This window comes from Desulfuromonas sp. CSMB_57 (genome assembly GCF_020194955.2).
In the GTDB taxonomy this organism is placed as follows: domain Bacteria; phylum Desulfobacterota; class Desulfuromonadia; order Desulfuromonadales; family Syntrophotaleaceae; genus JAFCIY02.
The window spans coordinates 1-11,514 of the sequence record NZ_JAFCIY020000007.1 but is presented as its reverse complement, the minus strand read 5'-3'; the positions used below and the strand labels follow the sequence as shown (position 1 = coordinate 11,514).

16 protein-coding genes and 1 tRNA gene are annotated in these 11,514 nt (G+C 63.4%); 9 read left to right on the top strand and 8 right to left on the bottom strand.

Going from position 1 to position 11,514, the window contains the following annotated elements; genetic code table 11:
- Positions 1-3: 3 nt before the first annotated feature.
- The 4 genes from JQN68_RS03385 to JQN68_RS03370 are packed head-to-tail and all read right to left on the bottom strand — an operon-like array spanning position 4 to position 1,540.
- The gene (locus tag JQN68_RS03385) at positions 4-426 is read right to left on the bottom strand and encodes a MauE/DoxX family redox-associated membrane protein (protein WP_225073286.1); all 423 of its coding nucleotides are present in this window, start codon (positions 424-426) and stop codon (positions 4-6) included.
- Positions 423-935 carry a rhodanese-like domain-containing protein gene (locus JQN68_RS03380; RefSeq protein WP_225073287.1) on the bottom strand — a complete coding sequence of 171 codons (513 nt, stop codon included), beginning with the start codon at positions 933-935 and terminating at the stop codon, positions 423-425. The genes JQN68_RS03385 and JQN68_RS03380 overlap by 4 nt, the downstream gene beginning before the upstream one ends.
- On the bottom strand, positions 928-1,164 hold the full coding sequence (locus JQN68_RS03375) for a SlyX family protein (protein ID WP_249621009.1): 237 nt from the start codon (positions 1,162-1,164) through the stop codon (positions 928-930). Before JQN68_RS03375 ends, JQN68_RS03380 begins: the two co-directional genes overlap by 8 nt.
- A 49-nt stretch (positions 1,165-1,213) precedes the next feature.
- Positions 1,214-1,540 carry a peptide chain release factor family protein gene (locus JQN68_RS03370; protein WP_225073289.1) on the bottom strand — a complete coding sequence of 109 codons (327 nt, stop codon included), beginning with the start codon at positions 1,538-1,540 and terminating at the stop codon, positions 1,214-1,216.
- A gap of 108 nt (positions 1,541-1,648) precedes the next feature.
- On the opposite strand from JQN68_RS03370, the gene JQN68_RS03365 reads away from it, so the two are divergent.
- From JQN68_RS03365 to JQN68_RS03345, 5 genes are read left to right on the top strand one after another with little or no spacing between them, the layout of a single operon-like run.
- A complete protein-coding gene (locus JQN68_RS03365) occupies positions 1,649-2,188 on the top strand; it encodes a glycine cleavage system transcriptional repressor (RefSeq protein ID WP_225073290.1) in 540 nt (179 codons plus the stop codon).
- A 3-nt stretch (positions 2,189-2,191) separates the two neighbouring features.
- Entirely contained in the window at positions 2,192-2,695 is a 504-nt protein-coding gene (gene def / locus JQN68_RS03360) for a peptide deformylase (RefSeq protein ID WP_225073291.1), read from the top strand.
- 29 nt (positions 2,696-2,724) lie between these two features.
- A complete protein-coding gene (locus JQN68_RS03355) occupies positions 2,725-3,150 on the top strand; it encodes a cytidine deaminase (RefSeq protein ID WP_225073292.1) in 426 nt (141 codons plus the stop codon).
- Complete coding sequence (locus JQN68_RS03350) at positions 3,143-3,955, top strand: nucleoside phosphorylase (RefSeq protein WP_225073293.1); 813 nt, start codon at positions 3,143-3,145, stop codon at positions 3,953-3,955. The genes JQN68_RS03355 and JQN68_RS03350 overlap by 8 nt, the downstream gene beginning before the upstream one ends.
- A 58-nt stretch (positions 3,956-4,013) precedes the next feature.
- Complete coding sequence (locus JQN68_RS03345; RefSeq protein ID WP_225073294.1) at positions 4,014-4,271, top strand: FmdB family zinc ribbon protein; 258 nt, start codon at positions 4,014-4,016, stop codon at positions 4,269-4,271.
- Between the two features lie 72 nt (positions 4,272-4,343).
- Here the strand turns inward: JQN68_RS03345 and JQN68_RS03340 are convergent, their stop codons facing one another.
- Positions 4,344-5,165 (bottom strand): energy transducer TonB, encoded by an 822-nt coding sequence (locus JQN68_RS03340; RefSeq protein WP_225073295.1) that lies wholly within the window; start codon positions 5,163-5,165, stop codon positions 4,344-4,346.
- A 200-nt stretch (positions 5,166-5,365) separates the two neighbouring features.
- Here JQN68_RS03340 and pta point away from each other — a divergent pair, with 200 nt between their 5' ends.
- Positions 5,366-6,367, top strand: a complete 1,002-nt coding sequence (gene pta / locus JQN68_RS03335; protein ID WP_225073296.1) for a phosphate acetyltransferase — start codon at positions 5,366-5,368, stop codon at positions 6,365-6,367.
- A gap of 91 nt (positions 6,368-6,458) precedes the next feature.
- Here pta and JQN68_RS03330 read toward each other — a convergent pair whose 3' ends face one another.
- A complete protein-coding gene (locus JQN68_RS03330) occupies positions 6,459-7,724 on the bottom strand; it encodes an acetate kinase (RefSeq protein ID WP_225073297.1) in 1,266 nt (421 codons plus the stop codon).
- A gap of 264 nt (positions 7,725-7,988) precedes the next feature.
- On the opposite strand from JQN68_RS03330, the gene fdxA reads away from it, so the two are divergent.
- Positions 7,989-8,159: a 4Fe-4S ferredoxin gene (gene fdxA / locus JQN68_RS03325; RefSeq protein WP_225073298.1), complete on the top strand. Its 171-nt coding sequence runs from the start codon at positions 7,989-7,991 to the stop codon at positions 8,157-8,159.
- A 254-nt stretch (positions 8,160-8,413) separates the two neighbouring features.
- Here the strand turns inward: fdxA and JQN68_RS03320 are convergent, their stop codons facing one another.
- Both JQN68_RS03320 and hpt read right to left on the bottom strand, forming a co-directional pair.
- The gene (locus JQN68_RS03320) at positions 8,414-9,553 is read right to left on the bottom strand and encodes a DUF3426 domain-containing protein (RefSeq protein WP_249621008.1); all 1,140 of its coding nucleotides are present in this window, start codon (positions 9,551-9,553) and stop codon (positions 8,414-8,416) included.
- Positions 9,554-9,657: 104 nt separating this feature from the next.
- Positions 9,658-10,188, bottom strand: a complete 531-nt coding sequence (gene hpt, locus JQN68_RS03315; RefSeq protein ID WP_225073300.1) for a hypoxanthine phosphoribosyltransferase — start codon at positions 10,186-10,188, stop codon at positions 9,658-9,660.
- 283 nt (positions 10,189-10,471) lie between these two features.
- Between hpt and JQN68_RS03310 the strand changes: the two genes are divergently transcribed.
- A complete protein-coding gene (locus tag JQN68_RS03310; protein WP_225073301.1) occupies positions 10,472-11,176 on the top strand; it encodes a DUF1573 domain-containing protein in 705 nt (234 codons plus the stop codon).
- A gap of 78 nt (positions 11,177-11,254) precedes the next feature.
- Positions 11,255-11,331: transfer RNA gene (locus JQN68_RS03305), tRNA-Arg, on the top strand.
- The last annotated feature ends 183 nt before the right edge of the window (positions 11,332-11,514 follow it).

Sequence of the window (11,514 nt, the reverse complement as noted above, 5' to 3'; positions counted from 1 at the left end):
GGATCAGGCAGAGCGCCGGCCGCCGTCGACAAAGGCTCCGGCCGCCAGCAATAACAGGCCGGCATTACGCCACAGTGCCGTCACGGCGCTAGTCGGAGCGGCCACTCCGAAACAGCCGCAGTCGATGTCCAGGCCGCGGATCAGCACCGACGCCAGGGCGATCATGAAAACCCCCGTCAGCCCCCCCAGCAGCAGAGCGGCGCCCCGGACATGGCGACGAATCAGCAGCAGGCTGCCGGCCAGCATTTCGATGTAGGGCAGGGTAGCGGCCGCCAGGTAGTTGAGCAGTTCCGGCAACAATTGGTAATTGGCGATGCTGCCGGCAAAACTCGTGACATCGAGGGCCTTGAGCAGGCCGGCATAGACGAAGATGGCACCAAGGGCCAGCCGGCAGCTCAGCAGCAGATGGGGCAAATAACGCTTCACGGCCGCACTCCCTCCAACGGCAGGCCGGCCGCCTGCCAAGCCGGCAAGCCGCCCTCGAAAACCCTCACATCCCGGTAACCGTCCTGCAGCAGGCGCTGCGCCAGGAGAAAGGAATCCTCGCAACCGTAGCCGCTGCAGTAGACTACCAGGGTCGTTTGGGGGGGGATTTCATCGCGCAACGCCGGCAGCAGCTTGCCGGCATCGCCCCAGGGCAGATTTCGGGCTCCCGGCAGATGGCCACGACGATAGCTTTCCCGATGCCGGGCATCGATGAGCAGGGCGTTGGCGGGCAGCAGACCGCGCAATTCCTCCAGGCCGATGGGCAGGGGCAGACGGGTGGCCAGTTCCTCGGCCACCGGCTCGTCGTTGCGGCTCAAGGCATGCCGCTCCAGGACCTCCCAGAGCAGACGGCCGTTGACCGCCAAGCCGATCAGGCTGCCCACCACGACCATCAGGGCGGCATCGACCAGGGGCCGCACCAGGCTCAATTTCGGGCTTTCATCACTCATCGGGCGACTCTTCCAACTGCGGCCCCAGAGTGCCGAGCATATCCCGCAGCACGGCATTCTGGCTCTGCAGGAGAGCCAACCGGGCGGCGTTGTCCCGCAGCACGTCGCTCAATTCCTCGAGCTGGAGACTCTGGTGGGTAAAGCGCATTTCCAACTCCATGACCCGCTCTTCCAGCTCGGCCAGGCGGTTTTCCCGGTTTGTCTCTTCGGAGGTTTTCATGGCCGCCATGCTAGCAGAAGCGCCGGTCCTGCGCAAGAGAACCGCCCGCCGCGACCCGTCACCAGCCATCCGTCAGGCGCCGCCGCTGGGTCTTGCGTTCGGAGCGACGCTTTTTCATCTGCAACCGCTCCTCGACGGCACCCTTTCCGGGTCGGGTGGCGATACGCGGCGGCGCCTGCCGCTGCGAGTCGGCGAGGCGCTGTTCGAGGCGCTCCATGGCCCGGGCCAGGTTGGCGAGACGCGAACGGCGCTCGCCGGCAGTCACCACCAGGCCACTGGGCCGATGCCGCAAGCGCACGGCCGTGGCCGCCTTGTTCTTTTTCTGGCCGCCGGGTCCCGGGGCCTTGAAATAGGAGATGTCGAGTTCCGCGGGATCAATGGTCATATTCCAGGCTCCGCTACAGGGAAAGTGGCAATTTTCGCAGGTTCATGATAGAAAAAACGGGTACCAGGGGCAAGCACCCATCCTTCCCCAATTTGGAGGAGCACTGCCATGAGTCATTTCGCCCTCACCATCATCGGCCACGACCGTCCCGGCATCGTCGCCAAGGTGGCGGAGATTCTCTACCGCCTCGGCTGCAACATCGCCGACTCCAGTTCAACCATCCTCGGCGGCCAGTTCGCCATGATTTTGATCATCTCCCACCCCCGCTTCCGGGATGGGGCTGCCTTCGGCCAGGCCTTCGAGGATCTGGAGGCCGAAGGGCTGTCCGTTTTCCTACGGCAACTGCGCCCCGGCGAGGAAACCGCGCCCAAGCTGGAAGGCGAACTGTGCATGATCTCCGTCTACGGTTCGGACAAGCCGGGTATCGTGTATCCGGTAGTCAAAGCCTTGGAGGAGCGCCGGATCAATATCACCGACCTCAATACCAAGCTCATCGGAACCGCCGATCAACCCATCTATGTCATGGTCATCGAGGCCTTGTTGCCACCCGGTCAGGAACTGACGGAACTGGACGCCGCCCTGGCGCAGTTGAAGGCGGCTCTGCAGGTGGACATCTCCCTGCGGCCCATCACGCCCGTGGAACTGTAGACCATGGCCGTCCGGGAGATCCTGCTCTACCCGCACCCGATCCTCAAGGAGATCTGCGCCCCGGTGACCAGGTTCGATGCGGCAACCGACGGCCTGATCCAGGATCTGCTCGACACCATGATTGCCGCCGGCCACTCCGTGGGCGTTGCCGCTCCCCAAATCGGCATACCCTGGCGGGTGGTGGTGGTGGATGTCTCCCACAGCAAACTGGGCCGCGACGCCAATCACGGCCAGTTGGTGCTGGTCAACCCCGATATCCTTGAACGCGAGGGGCACTGCATTTCCCGCGAGGGCTGCATGAGCGTGCCCGACTACACCGGCAACGTCGCCCGCGCCGCAAGCGTGGTGGTGGCGTTTTGTGATCGCTCCGGCGAGCGCCGGGTGATTCGGGCCAACGGCTTCGAGGCGATTGCCCTGCAGCATGAAATCGATCATCTGGACGGCCTGCTGTTTTTGGACCGGGTTTCCAGCCTGAAAACCGATCTGTTCCGCCGTAAACACCGCTGACCGCAGCCCTAAACGCCCAGGAGTCGCCCATGCCTCCGCCTACTCCGGAGCAGATTGCCGCGCTGGAAAAAGCCGCCCGTCAGGCCGCCCGTCACAGCTACAGCCCCTACAGCGGCTTCGCCGTCGGCGCCGCCCTGCTGGAAGCCGGCGGGGCAATCAGCGCCGGCTGCAATGTCGAAAATGCCTCCTACGGCCTGACCCTCTGCGCCGAACGGGCGGCCCTCTGCCAGGCTGTCGCCCGCGGCCATCGTCGGTTCACCGCCCTGCTGCTCTATACGCCGACAGCCACTCCGACCATACCCTGCGGCGCCTGCCGACAGGCCCTGCTGGAATTTGTCCCGGACCTGACGGTCATCGCGGTCTGCGACGGCCCGGAACGCTGGATCGCCAACCTGGCCGCTCTGCTGCCGCAGGCCTTTGCCCTCACGAAACCTGGAGAGACGCCCCATGCATGATCCGCGACTCTATCACCTCGGCTTCGGCCGGGAGGACCTGGGCGATGCGCCCCCGACCCTGGCCCTGCTTTGCGGCGCACCGGAACGGGCCCGTCAGATCGCCTGGGACACCCCCGGCGTGCAGGGTCTGAAAACCCTCTCGGAACGCCGCGGCCTGCACAGCTACCTGGCCCGTCTGGATAACGGCCGGCCGCTGCTGGCCGCCACCAGCGGCATGGGCGCGCCCTCCCTGAGCATCGTCGTCAACGAACTGGTCGCCCTCGGCATCCGCCAGATCATCCGGGTCGGCACCTGCGGCGCCATCAGCAGCACAGTGCCCGTCGGCAGCGTAGTCATTTCCCGGGCCGCGCTCTGCCGCCAGGGGGCGGCCGACGACATCGCGCCGCCGGAATATCCGGCCGCCGCCGATCCCTTCGTGACCGTCGCTCTGGTGGCAGCGGCCGGGAAACTGGCCGTGCCCTGGCATTTGGGGTTGACCGCCTCCGTGGACACCTTCTACGAAGGCCAGGAACGCACCGCCACGTCGGCCAATCCCCATCTGCTGCGCCGCCTGCAGGGCATCACCGAGGAGTACCGACGCCTCAACCTGCTCAACTACGAAATGGAGGCGGGAACCCTGTTCAAGATGGGCGGCGTCTACGGTTTTGCCGCCGGCTGTGTCTGCGGAGTTCTGGCCGGACGGACGGCAGGCGAAGCCATCGACCTGGCCGGCAAGCACGCCTCGGAAACCATGGCCATCGCCGTGGCCGTGGAAGCAGCCCGAAACTTGTCCGAGGCAACCTGCGCGGGGCCGGGCAGGCCTTGACACCGGGGTCAGAAGTGATTACATTGGCGACGAATTTCGTTCATGGAGGAATACAGCGATGCCTTTATACGAGTACCAGTGCAAAGACTGCGGAGTGGTTTTCGAAGCCCGCCAGAAATTTTCCGACGCCCCCCTGACCCGTTGCGAAACCTGTGGCGGCGAGGTCGAAAAACTGATCTCCCAAACCGCCTTCGCCCTCAAGGGCGGCGGCTGGTTTCAGCAGGGCTATTCCGGCAACTCCGCCAAACCCGCCTGCAGCGCAGCTGCCAGCGGCGGTTGTGGCGGTGGCGGCTGCGCCAAGGCCGCCAACCACTGATCTGAATCGGCAAGGCCCCGGCGACATTCTCCGGGGCCTTGCTCGTTACACTTCCCTGCCGCACCATCCTCCTCAACGGCCGGTGATATCCCCGGCCCGCGTCCCGCCATAGACCAGGCGATATTGAAAATAGGCCCGGAAGGTCAGCCGCTCCCCCTCGAAGGAACGCGGCAGGTTGCCGTAGGTCGCCCCCCGGTAAACGGCGGCGATGGCCTCGCGATCCAGCCGCGGATAACCGGAAGTGCTCAGCAGCTCGACATTTTCGACACTGCCGTCACGCAGGATGGTGATCTGCAACAGGCTGACCCCCTGCTCCCCGCGCTCCGCAGCAGGCTGCGGATAGTTCCAGACCCGGTAGATACCATCCCGAAAGCGGCGAAAAAAGGAGGCCAGCAGGTCCTTCTCCGTATCCAGCCAGATGACCTCCCCTTCCGCCACGTCCGAACGTTGGCGACTGGCGGCACCATGCAGGCGATCCTGGGTGGCCTGGGGCAGGTTGAGGTCGATGCCGGACGGCGCCGGGCGGTCGCCGGCCCGGGGCGGAGTCGGAACCGCGGGCGGCGCGGCGGGCTGCGGAGCGGCCGGTTGCGGCACCGCGGGGCGGCGGTCTTCGGCGGCCCGACCACGCGGCGCGGTTTCCCGCACCGCCACCCGATCCTCAGGACCCAGCCGGCGCGCCGGCTGTTCCCGGGGCGGTTGCGGCGCTGCCGGGGGCGGCGTGTCCAACTCCCGCGGCCGCACCTGCGGCGGCCGGACCTCGACGAACACCGGCGCCTCCTGGCGGCGCTGGGGAAACAGGTCCCAGCGCGGCACCCACAGCAGTACGAGGTGCAGCAACAGGGAAAGCAGCACAAAGGTAATCAGAAAAAGATTGGGACGGGGATCGGAAGTCATGAATCAGCCATGGGAAAACGGGTTCTCACCGATTTGCGGCAGACGATTACTATAGCCGATGTTGGGACTTCGGCGCCAGCCCGGAATACGTGCATAATCGCCGTAAAAGGGCGTGTAAACGACGGAAAAGCTGTTGACCCTACCTGGAGCAAGGAGTATAAAATGAGGCGCCAATCACTTTTCACCCACAGGAGGACCCAATGCAATTAGTTGATCAGATCAAGGCCAAAGCCCGCCAGAATCCGCAGATCGTCGTTCTGCCTGAAGGTTATGATGACCGCATGATCCAGGCTGCCGGCCCGATTGTCAAGGACGGCCTGGCCAAGGTGGTATTGCTGGGCGACCCGGCAACCCTGCAGGCCAAAGCCGCCGAACTGGGCGTCTCCCTGGAGGGCGTAACGCTCCTCGACCCGAAAACCGCGCCGAAACTCGACCAGTACGTCGACGAACTGGTGGAACTGCGCAAAAAAAAGGGCCTGAGCCGCGACGAAGCCAAAAAACTGCTGACCGCCGATGACAACCTGTTCTTCGGCGCCATGATGGTGCACAAGGGCGATGCCGGCGGTTGCGTGGCCGGGGCCTTCAACACCACCGGCAACGTGCTGCGGGCGGCCTTCCAGGTCATCGGCCCGGCCGCCGGCATGAAAACCGTGTCCTCCTGCTTTATCATGGTCACCAACACCCCGGAGTTCGGCGAAAACGGCGCCTTGATCTTTGCCGACTGCGCCGTCAATCCCAATCCCGATGCCCGCGCCCTGGCCGAAATCGCCGTGGCCACGGCCCGCAGCTGCAAGAGCTTTTTGGGCGTCGAGGCCCGCGTCGCCATGCTGTCCTTTTCCACCAAGGGCAGCGCCAAGCACCAGGATTCGGACAAGGTCATCGAAGCCCTGGCCATCGCCAAGGAGATGGCTCCCGAGCTGCAGATCGACGGCGAATTGCAGGCCGACGCCGCTCTGGTGCCCAAGGTCGGCAGCAGCAAGGCGCCCGGCTCCACCGTCGCCGGCAAGGCCAACACCCTGGTCTTCCCCGACCTCGACGCCGGCAACATCGGCTACAAACTGGTGCAGCGCCTGGCCGGCGCCGAAGCCGTCGGTCCCGTCATCCAGGGCCTGGCCAAGCCGGTCAACGACCTGTCCCGCGGCTGCTCCGTGGACGACATCATCAGCGTCACCGCCATCACCGCTGTCCAGGCCCAGGGCTGACCCTAATCCGGACCAGACAGCAGGGCAACAAAACGGGGCCGGCGAAAATCATCCGCCGGCCCCGTTTGTTTTTGCGACTGCCGCCCGCTGCTTACTTGCGTTCGTAATCAGCCGAAGCGAAGCTGTAATCGAAGTTCATGTGGTCGGCATAGGTGCTCTGCAGAATGGCGACCACGTCTTCGGTAAAGACCAGTTCCTCGTCGGTGGGAATGACGAACACCTTGACCGGGGATTCCGGGGTGGAGACGGTGACTTCCGCCTTCTTGGTGCGGGTCGCCAGGTTTTTCTCCTTGTCGACGATGATGCCGAGGGGTTCGAGGCCCTCCAGAGCCAACTGCCGTACCTCGGAGCCCATTTCGCCGACGCCGGCGGTGAAGACGATGGCGTCAACCCGGCCGAGCACCGCCATATAGGCGCCGATGTACTTCTTGATTCGGTAGCACTCGATTTCGTAGGCCAGCTTGCAGCGCTCGTCGCCGGCAGCCATGCCTTCCATGATGTCGCGACGGTCGGTGTACTGGCCGGTGATGCCCAGCAGACCCGACTTCTTGTTGAGAATGCCGTCGACTTCCTTGGCGCTGTAGCCTTCCCGCTCCATAATGAAGGTCGGGATGGCCGGATCGATGTCGCCGCAGCGCGAACCCATGACCGCCCCTTCCAGGGGGGTCAGACCCATGCTGGTATCCACCGACACGCCGCCGCGGATGGCGCAATGGGAAACGCCGTTGCCGATGTGCAGGGTAATGATGTTGCATTCGCTGGACGGCTTGCCGAGCAGCGCCGCGGCGCGCTTGGAAACGTACAGGTGACTGGTGCCGTGGAAACCATAGCGACGCACGCCGTGCTTCTCGTACCACTCATAGGGCAGCGGGTAGATATAAGCCGATTTGGGCATGGTCTGGTGGAAGGCGGTGTCGAAGATGGCGATATGGGGCACCTCGGGCAGCACCTTCTTGGCGGCTTCGATACCCATGATATTGGGCGGATTGTGCAACGGGGCCAGGTGGGCGCAGTCCTTGATGGCTTCCAGCACGGCATCGTCGATCAGCACCGAGCGGGCGAACTTTTCGCCGGCATGGACCACGCGGTGGCCGACGGCGGCGATTTCCTTCATGTCCTTGACCACGCCATGGCTCGGGCTGGTCAGGGTCTTGATGATCAGGCCGATGGCCACGGTGTGATCCGGGCAATCGTGGGTTTCGCGATAGGTTTCGCGGCCCGGAACTTCGTGGGAAATAAAGGAATCGCCGATGGTCACGCGTTCAACCACCCCTTTGGCGATGACCTCCCGGCGCTCCCAGCTGTACAGCTGGTATTTCACGGACGAACTGCCGCAGTTCAGAGCAAGAATATCCATGGACTTGTATCCTCCTGAAAAATATTTCGGGCAGCGCCGCCGGTGAATTCCGGTGCCTGCCCTGACGGGACGCTTTGAAGAGCAAACGTTCGGATACTATAAGAAGAAAAAGCGAAATGCAAGGCCTTTATCCAGCGTTTACGGGACTTTTGGCCAAATCGGCCGACCGTTTCTGGTGGACAAAATATAAAAAGGTGTTGTAGTATCAGCCATCGAACTTGAAGTCCGAATGGACACGATTCCAAAGCAAAGGAGGTGAATCCCTTGGCTCATATCATTACTGACGATTGCATCAACTGTGGTGCCTGTGACGACTCCTGCCCTCTGGGCGCCATCTCCGAACAGGGCGAAATCCGCGTGATCGACGCCGATTCCTGCACCGACTGCGGCGCTTGCGTTGACGTTTGTCCCGTCGAAGCCATCAAAGCTCCGTAATTTGTTGTACTGATGTACCGGGAGCGACTCGCCAGAGTCGCTCCCTTTTTTCTGCCGCCACCCGGCAAGCCGCGCCGCATGGCACCAGGAATCCGCCGTTCCGGCACGTTCCCTTCCCTTGCCCCAGCCGTCTCCCCCGCTTCACAGCAACGCCAGCTTGGCCCGATCCCGACATCGGCCGCAAAATGCCGTTTGCCGACACCGGCAACCACCTTAAGGACTCCGGCTTTCAATGCCCTCTGCCCAGATGGATTTTATTTTCCGGATGGCCGGGCGCCGGCCTCCTCAACGGCAAAATGGGTCATGGTTGGCGGCAGCTCGCGAAACACAATGGTAAAGGGAACAGCTTTTCCCGGCGCCACATTTTCATTCACCAGGGAATCACCGAACTGGTTATTCATCCGCTCGACCATCTGCTCCCAACTCAGGGTCCGCAACTGCGCCGCATCGAGGGCATTGCCGCAAAAAACCGTCTGTTGCTGTACGGCAACACCGGAGGCATCATACAGCAGCCCCCTTACGGCCATGGCGGATCGCGCCGCGTCATATCCATTCACCGCGCGCCCCTGCACCACGAACAACTGGCCAAGTTGCGGGCTGTCGATAAAGAACCCTTCCAGGTCCTGCAGCGCCAACTGGCCGACCGGGACCGGCCTTGGTCGAGCGCCCGACATCAGCCGCGACACCAGGGGGATGGAATCCGGCCCGCCCCGCCACCACAGGAAACCGCCGACCGCCAACAAAATCAGGAGCAACACCGGCAACAGGGGCAGTCGGCGCCGACTTCCGCCCACGACCGGCTCCGCAACCGGAGGCCGCCAGGTGGGTGGAGCGGGGGCAAACGGCTCCTCCGCCGCTGCATCGGCATCCTCTTCCGGGGCGTCATAGGCTGCCTCTTGGCGGTCGGAAAACGCATTATCTTCTTCGGGATTCGCTGCTTCCGTGGACCAGCCAAAAGCGGCATAGGCCTCCCCGGCCTCCTCCGCCAGACCCCGCTCAAAAGGTGGCTCGGCTTCGTCCTCGGGCGTTTCCTCGGCAAAGGAGTTGGGCGCAAAGGGGGAAACCCGCTCGTCAAAGTCGAACTTGTCGCCCAAGCCCGCCCGGCCACCATCCGCACCCTCATCCCCGAAAGCGTCATCCTGCCGGGCCGGCTCGTCGAAATCAAAGGCTTCGTCCTGCCCGCCGGGCTCCGGCCCAGCCTGCGAAGTCGCTTCGGCAGGTGTGCCAAGGGACCAACCCTCGGCCCTGTCCCGCCCGTCCGCTACGGCAGCAGCCGGGGGATGAACGGTAAAAATCGTCGCGCATTTGGAGCAACGCACCTTGGTTCCCCGCGGCCGCAGTTTGTCCTCCGACAGACGAAACCGGGTTGCGCATTCCGGACATTCAATGACCATTATTTCCTCCCCCGAAGCCATCCTGCCGCACCGATGTCGGCCGACTTGTGCATTAAGATATCTCTGCTCCCTGCGGAGTACCGGCGCGATTGGGTCGCCAGGGCTCATGCACCCGGTTCGAGCAGATAGATTTCCGGCAAATGCCGGTATCGTTCCTGGTAGTCCAGACCGTAGCCGACCACAAAACCCTCTTCCAGACGGATGCCGACATAATCCGCCTCGATGGCGGCCTGCCGATGGCACCGTTTATCGAGCAAGGCACATACCTTCAGAGAGCGGGGCCGGCCTTGCAGCAGGTGGCGGTAAAGCACCTCCAGGGTCAGGCCGGTATCGACGATATCCTCGACAATGAGCACATCCCGATCGCGGATGGGCAATTCCAGGTCCTTGCGTATCTCCACCAGGCCCGACGAGCTGGTTTCGTTGCCGTAACTGGCCAGACGGACAAAGTCAATGAGGCAGGGCCGTCCCAGCGCCCGCGCCAAATCGGCCACCAACAGAAAGGATCCCTTCAGCACGCCGACCAGCAGAATTTCCCCATCCGGATAGTCGCGATTGATGGCCGCGGCCAATTGTTGTACCCGCTCGGCGATATGTTCGCGGGAAAACAGCAGCCTGAGATGGGGTTGCGACATGCGGTGCAACTTTCCGACGGCAAACGGACAGGAGCGGCACACCCGGGATTACCGCCACGAACCAGCTATGGTGCGGGGTTGACGGCTGGCGGCCAGTCAGCCGGGGGCGGCTCCGGCAAGAGAGCCGACCGACCATTAAATGAGGATACCTATAACAACAATACGGCCCCCTGTCAATCTTCCGGGGGCGGGCTAAAACGCTGGCTCAAAAAAGGAAAAAATGATATACCCCAGACAGTTCTGTAGCGTCACGACAGCATGACGCAACTCCCGGGAGGTTTCCATGCCCATTCCTCGCGCCCTGGTCCGGCTGACTCTGGCCTGGCTGCTCCTCTCCGCCCTGCCGGCCCTGGCCGCCGCCCCGCAACTGATCCCTGAAACCCGGCAACATGACTTCGGCCGCATTCAGGCCGGCGCGCGGAAGGACCACGTTTTCCGCTTTCGCAACGGCGGCGATGCCCCCCTGATCATCGAGCAGGTCCGGGCCGATTGCGGCTGCACCAGCACCCTGTTGTCGCAGCGGGAAATCCCGCCCGGCGGCCGCGGCGAATTGCGGGCCACCTTCAACTCCCAAGGTTTCCGCGGCCCCGTCGTAAAAACCATCTATGTCCAGAGCAACGACCCCCGGCAACCGGAAACCCGCCTTACCCTGCACGCCACGGTCATCCCGGAGGTCACCGTCCAACCCGAAACCATCATTCTGCGAGATCTCCGTCCGGGCCAGCCTGCCGTAACCAGGGTCCGATTGACCAACCACAGCGATCGGCTCCTGACGCTGTCGGATCTTCGCGGCGTGCCCCGCGAGTTAACCGCCGAACCCTCCACCCGGCGCCTGAAACCCGGCGCTTCCGCCACCGTGCGTGTAACAGCCAGGCTGCCCGAGGGGCAGAGTCGCCTGTCCGGCTATCTGTTCATCATCACCAGCAGCCAGCAAACCCCAACCCTGCGCATCCCGGTTCAGGGCCTGGCGGCCAACCCCGGCCCCTGAGGTTGCCTTTCGAACCGGCCACGCCGGGATTTTTAACGTTGCAATTTGCGCGGAAATGGTCTATATAAGGCAATCCAAGCGCGATTAGCTCAGCTGGATAGAGCGTTGGCCTCCGGAGCCAAAGGTCACAAGTTCGAATCTTGTATCGCGCGCCAAAAATTCAAGGGTTAGCCATTTACGGGCTAACCCTTTTTTTGTTCCCATCCATATTCCCAGCCATCGTATCCAGCGACTTCGCGAGCGGAGAAAAGGGCGCTGATGTCCTGCCAAGTGCGTATTCCGGCGAAAGCGGCCAGTGGAACTGACAGGAAAGCGGCCACCGTTCCGCTGTGAATCCG